A 15,989-nucleotide genomic window follows, 5' to 3' on the forward strand; every position below is an offset into this window, starting at 1 on the left:
TATAAAGTTTGAGGTGAACCCTCAAAACTGGATAAGGAAACATCATCGTCGAATGCACATCGACTTTTCACGAACGAAATCTCTATAGATAAGTCATCGATCCATTAGTATCCGTCAGCTCCACGTGTCACCACGCTTCCACCTCGGACCTATCAACCTCATCGTCTCTGAGGGATCTTATTTGCTTAAAGCAAAGGGAAATCTCATCTCAAGGTGGGCTTCATGCTTAGATGCTTTCAGCACTTATCCCGACCACACGTAGCTACCCAGCGATGCTCCTGGCGGAACAACTGGTACACCAGCGGTGTGTCCATCCCGGTCCTCTCGTACTAAGGACAGCTCCTTTCAAATTTCCAACGCCCACGACGGATAGGGACCGAACTGTCTCACGACGTTCTGAACCCAGCTCGCGTACCGCTTTAATGGGCGAACAGCCCAACCCTTGGGACCGACTACAGCCCCAGGATGCGATGAGCCGACATCGAGGTGCCAAACCTCCCCGTCGATGTGGACTCTTGGGGGAGATAAGCCTGTTATCCCCGGGGTAGCTTTTATCCGTTGAGCGACGGCCCTTCCATGCGGTACCGCCGGATCACTAAGCCCGACTTTCGTCCCTGCTCGACTTGTAGGTCTCGCAGTCAAGCTCCCTTGTGCCTTTACACTCTGCGAATGATTTCCAACCATTCTGAGGGAACCTTTGGGCGCCTCCGTTACTCTTTGGGAGGCGACCGCCCCAGTCAAACTGCCCACCTGACACTGTCTCCGGACCGGATCACGGTCCTGGGTTAGAATGTCCGTACAGCCAGGGTAGTATCCCACCAGCGCCTCCACCGAAGCTAGCGCTCCGGCTTCCAAGGCTCCTACCTATCCTGTACAAGCTGTACCAACATTCAATATCAGGCTACAGTAAAGCTCCACGGGGTCTTTCCGTCCTGTCGCGGGTAATGTGCATCTTCACACATAGTATAATTTCACCGGGTCTCTCGTTGAGACAGTGCCCAAGTCGTTGCACCTTTCGTGCGGGTCGGAACTTACCCGACAAGGAATTTCGCTACCTTAGGACCGTTATAGTTACGGCCGCCGTTTACTGGGGCTTCGGTTCAACGCTTCGCATACGCTAACGCATTCCCTTAACCTTCCAGCACCGGGCAGGTGTCAGCCCCTATACTTCGCCTTACGGCTTCGCAGAGACCTGTGTTTTTGGTAAACAGTCGCTTGGGCCTTTTCACTGCGGCTCCTCGGCAGAGGAGCACCCCTTCTCCCGAAGTTACGGGGTCATTTTGCCGAGTTCCTTAACGAGAGTTCTCCCGCTCACCTTAGGATCCTCTCCTCGCCTACCTGTGTCGGTTTGCGGTACGGGCACCTCTTTCCTCACTAGAGGATTTTCTTGGCAGTGTGAACTCAGGAGCTTCGGTACTAAATTTCCCTCCCCATCACAGCTTGACGTTGCCGGACGGATTTGCCTATCCGACCGTCTCACTGCTTGGACGCGCTCATCCAATGGCGCGCTCTCCTTATCCTCCTGCGTCCCCCCGTCGTTCAAACGGAAAGGAGGTGGTACAGGAATATCAACCTGTTGTCCATCGCCTACGCCTTTCGGCCTCGGCTTAGGTCCCGACTAACCCTGAGAGGACGAGCCTTCCTCAGGAAACCTTAGGCATTCGGTGAAAGAGATTCTCACTCTTTTTTCGCTACTCATACCGGCATTCTCACTTCTAAGCGCTCCACCAGTCCTTACGGTCTGACTTCACGGCCCTTAGAACGCTCTCCTACCACTGATCGTAAGATCAATCCGCAGCTTCGGTGGTGTGTTTAGCCCCGGTACATTTTCGGCGCAGAGTCACTCGACCAGTGAGCTATTACGCACTCTTTCAATGATGGCTGCTTCTAAGCCAACATCCTGGTTGTCTAAGCAACTCCACATCCTTTTCCACTTAACACACACTTTGGGACCTTAGCTGGCGGTCTGGGCTGTTTCCCTCTCGACCATGAACCTTATCACCCACGGTCTGACTCCCAGAACAAAGTCGTTGGCATTCGGAGTTTGACTGAATTCGGTAACCCGATAGGGGCCCCTCGTCCAATCAGTGCTCTACCTCCAAGACTTTCTATTCTGAGGCTAGCCCTAAAGCTATTTCGGAGAGAACCAGCTATCTCCGTGTTCGATTGGCATTTCACCCCTACCCACACCTCATCCCCGTAATTTTCAACTTACGTGGGTTCGGGCCTCCAGTCAGTGTTACCTGACCTTCACCCTGGACATGGGTAGATCACACGGTTTCGGGTCTACGACCGCATACTCACTCGCCCTATTCAGACTCGCTTTCGCTGCGGCTCCGCTTCTGCTGCTTAACCTCGCATACGGTCGTAACTCGCCGGTTCATTCTACAAAAGGCACGCCGTCACCCATTAACGGGCTCCGACTACTTGTAGGCACACGGTTTCAGGTTCTCTTTCACTCCCCTTCCGGGGTGCTTTTCACCTTTCCCTCACGGTACTGGTTCACTATCGGTTACTAGGAAGTATTTAGCCTTGGGAGATGGTCCTCCCGGATTCCGACGGAATTTCTCGTGTTCCGCCGTACTCAGGATCCACTCCGGAGGGAGAAAGATTTCGACTACAGGGCTGTTACCTGCTCTGGCTGGCCTTTCCAGGCCGATTCGTCTATCTTCCTCCTTGGTAACTCCGATGGAGTGTCCTACAACCCCAGAAAGCAAGCTTTCTGGTTTGGGCTGATTCCGTTTCGCTCGCCGCTACTCGGGAAATCGCATTTGCTTTCTCTTCCTCCGGGTACTTAGATGTTTCAGTTCCCCGGGTGTGCCTTCCTATACCTATGTATTCAGTATAGGATACTGTTCCATTACGAACAGTGGGTTTCCCCATTCGGAAATCTCCGGGTCAAAGCCTACTTACGGCTCGCCGGAGCATATCGGTGTTAGTCCCGTCCTTCATCGACTCCTAGTACCAAGGCATCCACCGTGCGCCCTTATTCACTTAACTATCTTCGTGAAAAGACGTTGATTACAATTTCGATGTTTGATGTCTTGTCATCACTAGCGTCATCGTTAGATGACCACTATTGATTCCTTATCCAGTTTTCAAGGTTCACGCCCCTTTTCCAGGGTCGAATATAAAACACAAAAATAGCTCTTGTGTTTGATGAAACAATTAAATGGTGGAGCCTAGCGGGATCGAACCGCTGACCTCCTGCGTGCAAAGCAGGCGCTCTCCCAGCTGAGCTAAGGCCCCTTATAGTTGAATGGTGGGCCTGAGTGGACTTGAACCACCGACCTCACGCTTATCAGGCGTGCGCTCTGACCAACTGAGCTACAGGCCCATCCAATTAAAGAGATGCTGATATTTTCATAGTTTAATCTCTCAAAACTGAACAACCAACCAGTACGCTTCCGTTTCTAAATCCTTAGAAAGGAGGTGATCCAGCCGCACCTTCCGATACGGCTACCTTGTTACGACTTCACCCCAATCATTGGCCCCACCTTCGGCGGCTGGCTCCAAAAAGGTTACCTCACCGACTTCGGGTGTTGCCAACTCTCGTGGTGTGACGGGCGGTGTGTACAAGGCCCGGGAACGTATTCACCGCGGCATGCTGATCCGCGATTACTAGCGATTCCGGCTTCATGTAGGCGAGTTGCAGCCTACAATCCGAACTGAGAATGGTTTTATGGGATTTGCTACACCTCGCGGCTTCGCTGCCCTTTGTACCATCCATTGTAGCACGTGTGTAGCCCAGGTCATAAGGGGCATGATGATTTGACGTCATCCCCGCCTTCCTCCGGTTTGTCACCGGCAGTCACCTTAGAGTGCCCAACTGAATGCTGGCAACTAAGATTAGGGGTTGCGCTCGTTGCGGGACTTAACCCAACATCTCACGACACGAGCTGACGACAACCATGCACCACCTGTCACTTGGTCCCCGAAGGGAAAACCCTATCTCTAGGGCGGTCCAAGGATGTCAAGACCTGGTAAGGTTCTTCGCGTTGCTTCGAATTAAACCACATGCTCCACCGCTTGTGCGGGCCCCCGTCAATTCCTTTGAGTTTCAGCCTTGCGGCCGTACTCCCCAGGCGGAGTGCTTAATGCGTTAACTTCAGCACTAAGGGGTGGAAGCCCCCTAACACCTAGCACTCATCGTTTACGGCGTGGACTACCAGGGTATCTAATCCTGTTTGCTACCCACGCTTTCGCACCTCAGCGTCAGAAACAGACCAGAGAGTCGCCTTCGCCACTGGTGTTCCTCCACATATCTACGCATTTCACCGCTACACGTGGAATTCCACTCTCCTCTTCTGTCCTCAAGTTCCCCAGTTTCCAATGACCCTCCACGGTTGAGCCGTGGGCTTTCACATCAGACTTAAGGAACCGCCTGCGCGCGCTTTACGCCCAATAATTCCGGACAACGCTTGCCCCCTACGTATTACCGCGGCTGCTGGCACGTAGTTAGCCGGGGCTTCCTCGTTAGGTACCGTCAAGGTGCCGCTCTATTCGCACGGCACTTGTTCTTCCCTAACAACAGAACTTTACGATCCGAAGACCTTCATCGTTCACGCGGCGTTGCTCCGTCAGACTTTCGTCCATTGCGGAAGATTCCCTACTGCTGCCTCCCGTAGGAGTCTGGGCCGTGTCTCAGTCCCAGTGTGGCCGATCACCCTCTCAGGTCGGCTACGCATCGTTGCCTTGGTGAGCCGTTACCTCACCAACTAGCTAATGCGCCGCGGGCCCATCTGTAAGTGATAGCCAGAGGCCATCTTTCAACTTTCCTTCATGCGAAGAAAAGTATTACCCGGCATTAGCCCCGGTTTCCCGGGGTTATTCCAATCTTACAGGTAGGTTGCCCACGTGTTACTCACCCGTCCGCCGCTCGTTCCACGAGCTTCACCCCCGAAGGGGATCCGCTCGCTTCCCGCGCTCGACTTGCATGTATTAGGCACGCCGCCAGCGTTCGTCCTGAGCCAGGATCAAACTCTCCATAAAAGTTAGTTTGACTTGCTCATTTGCACACCGAATGTGCTTGTTTCAAATCTCTTCTTCATAAGAAGAAATATCTTGACGTACTGGTTGGTTCGTTCAGTTTTCAAAGATCAAAATGTTGTGTGCCGCTTCAAAATAGCGACTCAATCAATTTAACACATCTAATTGTTATTGTCAATAACTTTTCGACTGTTTATTTTGTTGAGACGTTTTGGCGACAAATACTAATTTACCATGGCTGCCGTTTGATGTCAACAACTTTTCCAAAGGAAGTTTCCATTGAAATCGTGTTTAATTGTTTCCCGACAACGTTTAATAATATAGCACAGAATAAAAAAGAATTGCAATACTTTTTCCTGAATTCGTTTATAAAAAATTATCGGAACAAATACTTGGCTATTAAAGTCGTAACATCCTCTAAGCTCTCGAGCTGGATAGGGCTAATGCAGGGCAGTAAATTTTCAGCTGGAACTTTATATTTTCCAGATCATAAAAAGAAAGCCACGGAATCATCCAAGGCTTTCATACTCTCCACTCTTCTTACCGGAACGTTATCATTTCAATGTTCAGTTTCAGTTTTGTTTTTTCTTTCTGGGCATATATTGTAAACATTCTTCTCTGTTAGCAAACCTACGGAAAATTTGAAATAGCACTTCATACCTTTCTTCCATAGCACCCTTCAACCCTTGGTCGATTCTGTGGTCTCCAAGGTCAAACGTTATTTCTTCCATTTCTCTTTTAAGCAGGTATTCAATTTCACGACGTTCTTGATCATCAATAATTAAACCATGCATCTAAAGGACCTCCCTGTTAAGCAACTCTCTTTATTTTTACCCTAATTTCATTGTTTTTAGCATAGGTTGTCCTTTTTTTCATATGTATAGAACATATTGGAAGGAAGGAGAATCCTGAAATGAGCTTTTATACATGGAAGACTGATCGCTTGAAGCGTTATAGTATTGTAGTAATCCTGGCTTTATTTTGCGCCTTATTCCTTTGGGTTGGCCAGTGGAGCCAACTTCCCGTATTTTCGAATAAAGGTGAACCTCGCGCATTAACTCAAGGAAGTGACGAACGTTCTCACGTGGCGCTCACCTTCAATATAAGTTGGGGAACCGATAAAGTTCATGAAGTCTTAAAGCAGTTGGATGCCCATAAGGCTCAGGCTACCTTCTTTGTCAGCGGGGAATGGGCAGAGAGGCACCCGGATATTATGACGGTCATCCAAGAAGGAAAACACGAAATCGGGATGATGGGGTATAAGTATGAAAGTTATTTAGAGCTCAAACCCGAACAGGTGAGTGCTGATCTCAGGCAGGCTGCACAGGTTTTTGAAAAATTAGGGTTTGAAGATATCGAGTGGATCCGGCCGCCGCATGGTCATGTTGATAAAGAGGTCTTAAAGATCATTGAAAAAGAAGGGATGCAAGCTGTCCAATGGAGTGTCAATCCTAGAGATTGGGAAAATCCAGGGACTAACAATATAATTGATCAAGTAATGAATGAAGGATCAGAAGGCGATATTATTCTTATGCACGCCTCTGATTCTGTAAAACAAACCCCCAAAGCATTGGAAGTTATCCTTCCTGGATTGCAGCAAAAGGGCTTGAAGCTCGTAAGCATTACAGAACTGGTAAGCGGCAGCGAATCTGAAACCTCACAAATAGACTAATCGAAAGGGCCCTGTGAATAATTTTCACAGGGCCCTTTTTATTTTAAGCCGACTTCTCATTTGTATTCGTCAATCGATGTAAAAGAATCAGCTGGTAAGCATTACATATGAAAAGCGGGATAATCATCAACCAAACATAATCGCTCCCCTGCGCTCTTAAAGCCGGCACCCATTCAATTGTTGTTACCACTACCATAAAGAACATAGCAGGTATAAAAGCCTTCATATTCGTTTCTTTAGCTTTCACATAGGATACGATTGCACAAAGGATCAAAAACACAAGGGCAGTCCATAAAAATGGCCAGACTGATGAGTCCTCAGCCGCTGCATACCTGAAATAAACCAAATCAAAAAGTGTAAATGCAATTAAAAAAAGTTGCACCGGGAACCAAAAGGAGCGAAATATCCCTTTACCGAACTGATTGAGTGTCAAATAGGCGAAGAATCCCATCTGACTGATAATACTGAATATAAAACCAAGCCCTGAGAAAAATAACAATAACCCGACAAGTTCAAATAACTGAAAAGGCTGAAATACTTCAGCATATGAATCAAATTTAAATATAAAACTTGTGACCAGTGTGATAACTCCACCGATCAATAAGGTAGTCAAAAATAATCTTACCCATTTGCGACTGTTCACGAGTTGTTCCCCCTAATGTACAAAAAAGACTTTTCCATCGTATTTTACCATGAAGCGCATCATTTTTCCTCCAGTCGTATAAAATTTGTCGTAACGCAAATAGTAACCCTAAGGAGAACTTAAGAAAGGGGACATGCAACAATGTCCAAACTCCGCATATTGTGTCCCATCCTTATTCTTGTTTTCCTGGCCGCTTGCGGCGGAAGTTCAGGAGCAAGTGAACAGGCGGACTACGATACAACTAAGAAAATGATGGTTGATATTCTGAAATCTGATGATGGAAAAAAAGCAATGACAGAAGTTCTTTCCGATGAAAAAATGCAACAAGCGATGGCTTTGGAATCAGAAGTCGTTTCCCAAGCTGTCCAAAAAACATTGGTTTCTGAGGAAGGAAAAGCGTTTTGGAGTAAGCTTTTTTCTGACCCGAAATTTGTGCAAGAATTCAGCAAGGTTCTTGAGGATCAACAAAAACAATTGATGAAGGGTCTCATGAAAGATGCAGAATATCAGAAATTAATGATTGAGTTATATAAAAATCCCGAAATGATGGATCAAATGGTAACCGTCATGCAGGGACAGAAATTCCGTGAGCATTTAGAAAAAACTATAGAGGAAACGATAAACAGCCCAGTCTTCCAAGCTAAGATGAATGAAACTTTATTAAAAGCTGCAGAGAAGATGAAAAGCGGCGAATCTCAATCCTCAGGGAAAAAGCAAGAAAGTGGTAGTGAGGAACAATCTGGAAGTGGCGGCCAAGAGGAACAAAGTAGCCAGTCCTCATAAAAAAAATCACGCGTCCCCCACCAGGGAAACGCGTGATTTTCCATTTTTAATACTTATCAATGACTTTTGCAGCTATATTCCGATATATGACACCGATAGGATGATCGGTTTGATAAACAGATGGAGCAAAAACGTCTTCTTCTTCGTAGGGTTGTTGAAGAGGAACATGTCCTAATACACCTGTTTTCAATGTATCAGCAAGCTTCACACCGCCTCCACGTCCAAAGACGAATTCCTTGTTTCCCGTTTCTTTACTCTCAAAGTAAGCCATGTTCTCGATCACTCCAAGGATTTCGTGTTCTGTCTTCAACGCCATTTGTCCTGCACGCGCCGCTACGAAAGCCGCTGTCGGGTGAGGGGTCGTGACGATGATTTCTTTAGAGGAAGGCAGCATGGAATGCACATCTAATGCTACATCTCCTGTCCCAGGTGGCAGGTCAAGAAGCAGGTAGTCAAGATCTCCCCATTCCACCTCTTTAAAGAAACTTGTCAACATTTTACCGAGCATTGGGCCACGCCATATGATCGGTGAGTTGTCTTCTACAAAGAAGCCCATAGATACAAGTTTGACTCCAAAGCGTTCGACCGGAATAATCTTTTCACCACGAACTACCGGTCTCTCTTCTACACCCATCATATCCGGTACACTGAAACCGTAAATATCTGCATCAATGATTCCAACCTTTTTCCCTAAACGAGTGAGTGCAACCGCTAAGTTCACTGTAACGGTAGACTTCCCTACGCCGCCTTTACCGCTGGCGATGGTAAGGAATTTCGTGCCCGCATTCCCACCAAGAAGGGAGGCATCTTCAGATTCCTCTGCGGCAGGCTGGAGCTTTTGAATTACATCATCTGGAAGCTGATCAAAACGTAAACCTACAGTCGTTGCGCCCCCGCTTTTAAGGGCATTGACGATGGTTTGCTGTAACTCCATCTGTTCAGCGGTGTTCGTTTTGCCAATGAGCACTTTCACACTCACATGATTCTTATCCTCTTTGATCTTTATATCTTCAATCCCTTCGGTTTCCTTTAGCGTTTTATGTAAAAACGGATCTTCGATTGGATGAAGGATTTCTAGTACTTTTTCTTGTGTCAACATGCCGATTCACCATCCTTAGAAAATGTTTCAGTAGTGTTAGTATAACATACATGAAACGCTTTCTAAGTGATATGCTTACATCAATCCGAAGAAGAATATTCCCGTTCTGTCACAAAACGCAAAACTCCCTGGTAGATGGAAGCAGCTATCTTCCGTTGATATTCATCGGTCTTAAGTAATTCCCGCTCTGTTTCGTTGGATAAAAAGCCAGCCTCAACAAGGGCTCCTGGAGCTTCTACATGTTTAAGAAGGTAGATATTCGTAAGTCCAAGCGCCTCCCGATCGGTATTCTCCATATTAGACCGGATCTCTGATTGGATGAACTTAGCCAAGTGTTCACTATCCGCTACCTCAGGATTATAAAAGGTTTGTGCGCCACTCCATTTCGCTGAAGGGATAGCATTCAGATGAAGACTTAAGTAGAAGTCCGCTTCTTTTTCCTTGATATATTGAACGCGATTACGAATATCCTCAGACTTACGCCGCGATAGACTTCCTGCCCCTTCTGAGGAAAGATCTGTATCTTCATAACGTGTTAAATAAACGAGCGCCCCTGCTTGTTGAAGGTAATCCTGCAGATACTCCGCCAATTGTAACGTGATGTCCTTTTCTTCTGTACCGTCTTTTCCTGAAGCACCGCCGTCCGGCCCCCCGTGTCCTGGATCAAGTACAATGACTTTACCTGATAACGGAGATGACCACACCGTCCACGCATCTTTCGCTTCCTGAAGCGGATAAGATACAGCACAAACAAGAATGACGATTCCTACCAACCATAAAAAGGTTTTCATTCGTCGCATTTAACATTCCTCACTCCTTTGTACTCCTCCCTACATAACTATATGGGACAAGGTCAGAGATTATGAAAGTGAGGTCATTTAACTCGAGTAGGTCTCACGCATTCTTTAATAGGGTGTGGGCTAAACTTGAAGCCGGATGTAATTAGCGGACGGGTCTCTTGTCATTATTATATTTCCTTCTTCTTGTATCCAGGCATCCATTTTTCTCAATCGATCAACGGCTGCCTGTCTCATAGGACCGTTTGGATAAATAATATCAAACGAACGTAACCCACGGCTGTTTATATTTGGAGGCGGGGCACCTGTCCCCTTCCATGTATTTAATCCGATATGATGATGGTACCCTCCACTCGAGATGAATAAAGCTTGATCACCAAAGCGGCTTACAACATCAAAGCCAAGTCCATTACAGTAAAACTCTTCTGTATTTGATAAATCTGAGACATGAAGGTGTATATGTCCTAACAAAGTTTCCGGTGGAATCCCGCCCCATCCTTTTTCCTCAGCACTCATAATGAGTCCGTTAAAATCCAGGGGATCTACAGTCATCTTAACTTGACCTTCCTTCCACACCCACGCCTCCGATGGTCGATCGATGTACACTTCTATTCCATTTCCATCCGGGTCAGAAAAGTAAACCGCTTCACTGACAAAATGATCGGATCCAGCTACTTGAATATTTTCACTTATCAAATGCCTCAAAAAGTTTGCTAAGTCTGATCTCTCCGGCAATAACAAAGCAAAGTGATATAAACCGGTGGTGCCCGGGTCCAAACCCATACTTTCTTTTTGTTCTTCTATTGTTAAAAGCGGATATATTCCGTCTGCAGTCAACTGAATCATCATATCCGTTTGTGCCAAGACCTTAAACCCTAGCACATGTTGATAAAACTGTGAGGAACGAGTCACATCTTCTACTATTAAATGAACACTTTTTACGTAGACTTTCTCTCCATCATGGAAATTCATGTTCTTCCCCCTGATACCGAATTTTATATTTGATTATAACCATCAATTAACGAAAGGAAAAATTATATGACTTCGTTTAATCCAGCATAACTTCAGTTTCATGAATCCCTGTAAAGTAAAAAAAGACTCCCACCCCATAGGGTGAGAGTCTTTCTGCGATCCAAATATTAACGCTTGGAGAATTGTGGCGCGCGACGTGCACCTTTAAGACCGTATTTCTTACGCTCTTTCATACGTGCGTCACGAGTCAATAGACCTGCGCGTTTAAGTGGTGTGCGGTATTCCGGGTCCGCTTGCAACAATGCACGAGCGACTCCGTGACGGATAGCACCAGCTTGACCAGTGAATCCTCCACCATCTACGTTCACATAAATATCATAGTTACCTTCTGTTTCTGTAACAGCAAGCGGCTGTTTAAGAATCATACGAAGGGTTTCATACGGGAAAAAGTCTTCAGCATCACGTTTGTTTATTACTACACGACCAGTTCCTGGGACAAGACGCACACGAGCAGTTGAGCTCTTACGTCGTCCAGTACCGGAGTATTGTACTTGTGCCACTTAGATTACCTCCTTTTATTATCCGCGAAGTTCGTAAACTTCTGGTTGTTGTGCTTCATGCTTGTGCTCAGCTCCAGCAAATACATGAAGTTTCTTGCCCATTTTACGTCCAAGACTTCCTTTTGGAAGCATACCTTTAACAGCAAGTTCTAGCATTTGCTCAGGGTATTTCGTACGCATTTCGTTAGCAGTACGAGATTTCAAACCACCCACGTGGTTAGAGTGACGATAATAGATCTTATCGTTGATTTTGTTACCTGTTAGTTGGATCTCACCAGCGTTGATGATAATTACGTGATCACCTGTGTCAACGTGTGGTGTGTATGTTGGTTTATTTTTACCGCGAAGGATCGCAGCAACTTCGCTCGCTAAACGGCCAAGTGTTTGCCCTGCAGCATCCACAACATACCATTTACGTTCAACGTTGTTTTCATTTGCCATGAAAGTTGTGCGCATATCGGTTTCCCTCCTGAATAGTTAATTTCACATAGACTTTAGTCAATTTATCATTTATCTCAAATACGATTAGTTTCCGGGGCTAACCGTGGTACAGAAATAAAATGCCATAGAATATAATATAACACTATCCACATATATGTCAAGGGCCTGTACACCTGGAATCGTTGTTTTTTTACATGCGCCTCAGTCGTAATATACTTGCCACAAGAATAATCCACGAGGAGGGGCAGTATTCCCGGCTTCGTCCCTGTGTTCAGCCTCTATCACCCGAGTAAGGTCTTCTGCCTCTCTTTCGTGACGACCGACCTCCAGCAGAGTACCCGTCAAAATACGGACCATATTATACAAGAAACCTGTTCCTCTGAAGGTGAATATTATTTCAGATTCTTGTCTTGTCACGGATGCTTCATGGATGGTACGTACCTTACTGCCTTTCACATCCGATTTCGGAGAGCAAAATGAAGTGAAATCGTGTTTGCCCTCTATATACTGACACGCACGCATCATCGCTTCCACATCGAGGTCAGCTCTCACATGATGTGTATAGTGCCGCCGGAAAAGGTCAGGATCTTTATGATTTCTCACAAAATACCTATATTCTTTACCTGTGGTATCATATCGAGCATGGAAATCTGATGATACTCTTTCGGCTGATACAACTTGAATATCATCAGGAAGAATGGGATTGAGTGCACGCTTCCAATTTTCTAAAGGCACATTCAAGGGGGTATCAAAGTGGACCACCTGTCCAAGTGCATGCACTCCGGCATCCGTGCGCCCTGAAGCTGTCACTTTTACAATATGACCCTTATGCATCTTTCCTAATGCTTTTTCTATTTCTGCTTGTATTGTGTTACCATTCGGTTGAACTTGGTATCCAGCATAAAACGTGCCATCATACTGTATAGTAAGTCGCAATCTTTCCACGGCAGGTTCCTCCAAATCAACTTCTAGTCAAAAACAAAGCGACGATCAACATCACGAAAACAATATACAAATAAATATCGCTTTTACCGATTTGCAATTCTCGCAGTTTCGTTCGTCCTTCTCCACCTTGGTACCCTCTCGCTTCCATGGCCATAGCAAGCTCCTCAGCACGTTTGAAAGCGCTGACGAATAAAGGGACTAACAGAGGGACAACAGCCTTCACACGGTCCTTAAAGGCTCCTGTGCGAAAATCCACTCCTCTCGATGCCTGAGCTTTTGATATTTTTTCAGTCTCCTGCATCAAGGTCGGGATAAACCTTAGGGAAATAGACATCATCAAAGCCAGCTCGTGGACTGGAAATCGGACTTTCTTCAATGGACCCAACAATTCTTCAATAGCATCCGTAATTTCAATAGGGGTAGTCGTCAATGTCAACAGAGAGGTGACTAGAATTAAGAGAAAGAAGCGCAAAGAAATCGAGCCACCTTGAACCAGACCTTCTCTATAAACCTCCCAGCCTAAAATAGAAAAGGCCACATCCCCTTCTCTTGTGACGATGAGATGTAGTAGAAAGGTGAAAATTATTAAGAACCAAACTGGTTTTAAACCCTTCATAATATATCGAAAAGGGATCTTCGACATCAAAGCACTTCCGACAGCAAACAAGGCTAACACCCCATAACTCATAACGGAGTTAGCAAAAAAGACGATCACAACAAAGAAAAAGATAATAGCGATTTTCGAGCGAGGGTCTAATCGGTGGATGGCCGAATCCGTCGGGATATACTGACCAATAATCATTGAGCTACTCATGATCGCGGCCCCCTCTCAATTTCCGGGCTAATTCCTTTGCTAACTCTGCTATGGTCTCACCTTGATAATCAAGTTCCACACCGAGCTCTTGCCTGGCTTTATTGATGAATTCAATAACCTCTGGTACATCGAGCTGCACTTCCTGTAAAGCTTCCTGCTGTTTGAATATCTCTAATGGAGTGCCTTCCCGGTGCACATCCCCATTATTCAAAATAATGATATGGTCCGCGTAAGTAAGGGCCGCCTCCATGCTGTGTGTGACTAATACGGTTGTCAGCCTTTTTTCCTCGTGAAGGTCATAGAACATGTCCATGATTTCCCTTTGCCCACTTGGATCGAGGCCTGCAGTCGGCTCGTCCAGCACAAGCACTTGTGGATCCATTGCCAGTACACCAGAAATGGCCACCCTGCGCATTTGACCACCACTTAAATCGAATGGAGAGCGTTCAAGCAATTCCTCAGGTAAGTGAGTAGCCTTTACCGCTTCTTTTGTCCTTCGTTCGATCTCACTTTTCTCAACCCCGAAATTATGTGGGCCGAATGCGATATCCTTAGCCACCGTTTCCTCGAACAATTGGTGTTCAGGGTATTGAAAAACAACACCGACTTTTTCTCTCAATTGTCTCAATTGTTTATTCTTTTCTTTAGCTTCCAATACATAGTCACCGATACGGACCTTCCCCGACGTCGGTTGTAATAAGCCGTTCAAATGTTGGATCAATGTCGATTTCCCTGACCCTGTATGACCGATGATCGCGACAAAAGCTCCAGATTTTATAGAAAACGATAAGTCATTCAAGGCTTTATGCTCAAAAGGGCTATCAGGTTGATAAACGTAACTTACATGGTCGAACGTGATATCCATAATTCCTCCAACAACTCCTGGTGATTGAGTGGCTCACGAGTCAGCTTCACACCCTCACTTTTCAGGTGATCGGCCAGTTTACTGACAAATGGAGTATCTAAGCCAATTTCAGTTAATCGTTCCTTTCTAGAAAAAACGTCCCTCGGGGAACCTTCTGTCCACACTTCCCCTTCGTTCATGACGATAACCCTTGAAGCTTCCGTCACTTCCTGGAGATCATGGGTGATTGTAATCAAAGAAAGATCTCTTTCTTGCTGCACCTCACGGACAGTCTCCATAATCTGTTTTCTACCTTTTGGATCCAGCATTGCTGTCGCTTCATCCAATATGATGAATGTCGGTGAAACAGCTAATACGCTGGCGATGGCTACACGCTGCTTCTGGCCCCCAGACAGCCGGTGTGGTTCGTGATGTTCATAGTCCCCCATCCGTACAGCTTTCAAACTCTCCTGGATACGTTCGACCATCAACTTTCTTGGCATTCCATGGTTTTCCATGCCGAAAGCAACATCATCACGAACCGTAGTACCAACGAATTGATTGTCAGGGTTTTGAAAAACCATACCCACTTGTTTTCTTATCTCCCAGACAGTTTCTTGAGTGACCTTATTACCATCTACAAAGATTTCCCCTTCTTGGGGAAATAATAACCCATTCATCAATTTAGCAATGGTAGATTTACCAGAACCATTGTGACCTATGATCGCTACCCATTCATCTGGGCCGATTTTGAAGTTGACGTTCTTCAGCACCCACGGCATATCTTCTTGATAACGGAATGACACATTCCGAAACTCAACTTGTCTCTCACCCACCTGTATTCCTCCTCTGCTCAACTGACTATTTCCCAGGAAATACGACATCATTTCCTAAAATCCAACTTCTATGAATCGACGAAGACTATATTAGCTGCCAGGGCTTGTAACCAATAAAAAAGCATAAAAAAAGGGCTGGATGCAACCTCACAATGAGATTCAGTCCTGCCCTTTTACCCCAATGGTACTCATTAAACTAGTTCAATGATCGCCATTTTAGCTCCATCACCTTTACGCTCGCCTAGCTTAAGCACGCGAGTGTAACCACCTTGACGGTCTTCATAGCGTGGGCCGATGTCAGAGAACAGCTTTTGCAAAGCAGTTTGCTCGCCTTCTTCATCAGCGTCCACCTTATAAAGGAATGATTCAGCTTGACGACGGGCATGTAAATCGCCGCGTTTCCCTAGTGTAATCATTTTTTCTACAACAGAACGAAGTTCTTTAGCCTTAGCTTCTGTTGTTTCTAAACGTTCATGAATGATCAGGTCAGTCGCTAAGTTACGAAGTAGCGCCATACGCTGATCTGTTGTACGTCCTAGTTTTCTAGCCATTGATAATCCCTCCCTTTTCTGGATCTCTTAGATGTGTTCTATC

14 protein-coding genes, 2 tRNA genes and 2 rRNA genes are annotated in these 15,989 nt (G+C 45.9%); 2 read left to right on the top strand and 16 right to left on the bottom strand.

The features are described from left to right. Window positions 1–84: 84 nt before the first annotated feature. The 5 genes from HLI_RS10475 to HLI_RS10495 form a co-directional block, all read right to left on the bottom strand. Window positions 85–3,000, bottom strand: a 23S ribosomal RNA gene (locus HLI_RS10475). 173 nt (window positions 3,001–3,173) lie between these two features. Continuing rightward, window positions 3,174–3,249, bottom strand: a tRNA-Ala gene (locus tag HLI_RS10480). Between the two features lie 11 nt (window positions 3,250–3,260). Beyond that, window positions 3,261–3,337: transfer RNA gene (locus HLI_RS10485), tRNA-Ile, on the bottom strand. An 88-nt stretch (window positions 3,338–3,425) separates the two neighbouring features. Continuing rightward, a 16S ribosomal RNA gene (locus HLI_RS10490) occupies window positions 3,426–4,992 on the bottom strand. Together the 16S and 23S rRNA genes with 2 tRNA genes alongside form the textbook arrangement of a ribosomal RNA operon. Before the next feature lie 569 nt (window positions 4,993–5,561). Continuing rightward, complete coding sequence (locus HLI_RS10495; protein WP_128524925.1) at window positions 5,562–5,783, bottom strand: hypothetical protein; 222 nt, start codon at window positions 5,781–5,783, stop codon at window positions 5,562–5,564. A gap of 119 nt (window positions 5,784–5,902) precedes the next feature. On the opposite strand from HLI_RS10495, the gene HLI_RS10500 reads away from it, so the two are divergent. Then, window positions 5,903–6,661 (top strand): polysaccharide deacetylase family protein, encoded by a 759-nt coding sequence (locus tag HLI_RS10500; RefSeq protein ID WP_128524926.1) that lies wholly within the window; start codon window positions 5,903–5,905, stop codon window positions 6,659–6,661. Window positions 6,662–6,704: 43 nt separating this feature from the next. Here the strand turns inward: HLI_RS10500 and HLI_RS10505 are convergent, their stop codons facing one another. Then, the gene (locus HLI_RS10505) at window positions 6,705–7,304 is read right to left on the bottom strand and encodes a KinB-signaling pathway activation protein (protein WP_128524927.1); all 600 of its coding nucleotides are present in this window, start codon (window positions 7,302–7,304) and stop codon (window positions 6,705–6,707) included. A 141-nt stretch (window positions 7,305–7,445) separates the two neighbouring features. On the opposite strand from HLI_RS10505, the gene gerD reads away from it, so the two are divergent. After that, window positions 7,446–8,087 carry a spore germination lipoprotein GerD gene (gerD, locus tag HLI_RS10510; RefSeq protein WP_128524928.1) on the top strand — a complete coding sequence of 214 codons (642 nt, stop codon included), beginning with the start codon at window positions 7,446–7,448 and terminating at the stop codon, window positions 8,085–8,087. A gap of 46 nt (window positions 8,088–8,133) precedes the next feature. On the opposite strand, the gene HLI_RS10515 is transcribed toward gerD, so the two are convergent. From HLI_RS10515 to rplQ, 10 genes are all read right to left on the bottom strand, one after another. Then, window positions 8,134–9,186, bottom strand: coding sequence for an Mrp/NBP35 family ATP-binding protein (locus tag HLI_RS10515; RefSeq protein WP_128524929.1), 1,053 nt, complete (start codon window positions 9,184–9,186; stop codon window positions 8,134–8,136). Between the two features lie 80 nt (window positions 9,187–9,266). Then, on the bottom strand, window positions 9,267–9,986 hold the full coding sequence (cwlD, locus tag HLI_RS10520; RefSeq protein WP_128524930.1) for an N-acetylmuramoyl-L-alanine amidase CwlD: 720 nt from the start codon (window positions 9,984–9,986) through the stop codon (window positions 9,267–9,269). A gap of 120 nt (window positions 9,987–10,106) precedes the next feature. Further along, on the bottom strand, window positions 10,107–10,955 hold the full coding sequence (locus HLI_RS10525; RefSeq protein WP_128524931.1) for a VOC family protein: 849 nt from the start codon (window positions 10,953–10,955) through the stop codon (window positions 10,107–10,109). 167 nt (window positions 10,956–11,122) lie between these two features. After that, window positions 11,123–11,515 carry a 30S ribosomal protein S9 gene (gene rpsI / locus HLI_RS10530; RefSeq protein WP_128524932.1) on the bottom strand — a complete coding sequence of 131 codons (393 nt, stop codon included), beginning with the start codon at window positions 11,513–11,515 and terminating at the stop codon, window positions 11,123–11,125. A gap of 18 nt (window positions 11,516–11,533) precedes the next feature. Then, window positions 11,534–11,971, bottom strand: coding sequence for a 50S ribosomal protein L13 (gene rplM / locus HLI_RS10535; RefSeq protein WP_128524933.1), 438 nt, complete (start codon window positions 11,969–11,971; stop codon window positions 11,534–11,536). 186 nt (window positions 11,972–12,157) lie between these two features. Then, window positions 12,158–12,901 carry a tRNA pseudouridine(38-40) synthase TruA gene (gene truA / locus HLI_RS10540; RefSeq protein WP_128524934.1) on the bottom strand — a complete coding sequence of 248 codons (744 nt, stop codon included), beginning with the start codon at window positions 12,899–12,901 and terminating at the stop codon, window positions 12,158–12,160. A gap of 16 nt (window positions 12,902–12,917) precedes the next feature. After that, window positions 12,918–13,715, bottom strand: coding sequence for an energy-coupling factor transporter transmembrane component T family protein (locus HLI_RS10545; RefSeq protein WP_128524935.1), 798 nt, complete (start codon window positions 13,713–13,715; stop codon window positions 12,918–12,920). Then, entirely contained in the window at window positions 13,708–14,580 is an 873-nt protein-coding gene (locus tag HLI_RS10550; protein ID WP_128524936.1) for an energy-coupling factor ABC transporter ATP-binding protein, read from the bottom strand. The genes HLI_RS10545 and HLI_RS10550 overlap by 8 nt, the downstream gene beginning before the upstream one ends. Further along, complete coding sequence (locus HLI_RS10555) at window positions 14,556–15,395, bottom strand: energy-coupling factor ABC transporter ATP-binding protein (protein WP_128524937.1); 840 nt, start codon at window positions 15,393–15,395, stop codon at window positions 14,556–14,558. Before HLI_RS10555 ends, HLI_RS10550 begins: the two co-directional genes overlap by 25 nt. Before the next feature lie 191 nt (window positions 15,396–15,586). Beyond that, window positions 15,587–15,946, bottom strand: a complete 360-nt coding sequence (gene rplQ, locus HLI_RS10560) for a 50S ribosomal protein L17 (protein ID WP_128524938.1) — start codon at window positions 15,944–15,946, stop codon at window positions 15,587–15,589. Window positions 15,947–15,989 lie beyond the last annotated feature (43 nt).

This window comes from Halobacillus litoralis, assembly GCF_004101865.1.
In the GTDB taxonomy this organism is placed as follows: Bacteria; Bacillota; Bacilli; order Bacillales; family Halobacillaceae; genus Halobacillus; species Halobacillus litoralis_A.

Excerpts from the sequence above, each read along its gene's own strand:
- HLI_RS10495 (WP_128524925.1), bottom strand. The coding sequence starts at position 5,783 with ATGCATGGTTTAATTATTGATGATCAAGAACGTCGTGAAATTGAATAC.
- HLI_RS10500 (WP_128524926.1), top strand. The coding sequence starts at position 5,903 with ATGAGCTTTTATACATGGAAGACTGATCGCTTGAAGCGTTATAGTATT.
- gerD (WP_128524928.1), top strand. The coding sequence starts at position 7,446 with ATGTCCAAACTCCGCATATTGTGTCCCATCCTTATTCTTGTTTTCCTG.
- HLI_RS10515 (WP_128524929.1), bottom strand. The coding sequence starts at position 9,186 with ATGTTGACACAAGAAAAAGTACTAGAAATCCTTCATCCAATCGAAGAT.
- cwlD (WP_128524930.1), bottom strand. The coding sequence starts at position 9,986 with ATGCGACGAATGAAAACCTTTTTATGGTTGGTAGGAATCGTCATTCTT.
- HLI_RS10525 (WP_128524931.1), bottom strand. The coding sequence starts at position 10,955 with ATGAATTTCCATGATGGAGAGAAAGTCTACGTAAAAAGTGTTCATTTA.
- rplM (WP_128524933.1), bottom strand. The coding sequence starts at position 11,971 with ATGCGCACAACTTTCATGGCAAATGAAAACAACGTTGAACGTAAATGG.
- HLI_RS10545 (WP_128524935.1), bottom strand. The coding sequence starts at position 13,715 with ATGAGTAGCTCAATGATTATTGGTCAGTATATCCCGACGGATTCGGCC.
- HLI_RS10550 (WP_128524936.1), bottom strand. The coding sequence starts at position 14,580 with ATGGATATCACGTTCGACCATGTAAGTTACGTTTATCAACCTGATAGC.
- rplQ (WP_128524938.1), bottom strand. The coding sequence starts at position 15,946 with ATGGCTAGAAAACTAGGACGTACAACAGATCAGCGTATGGCGCTACTT.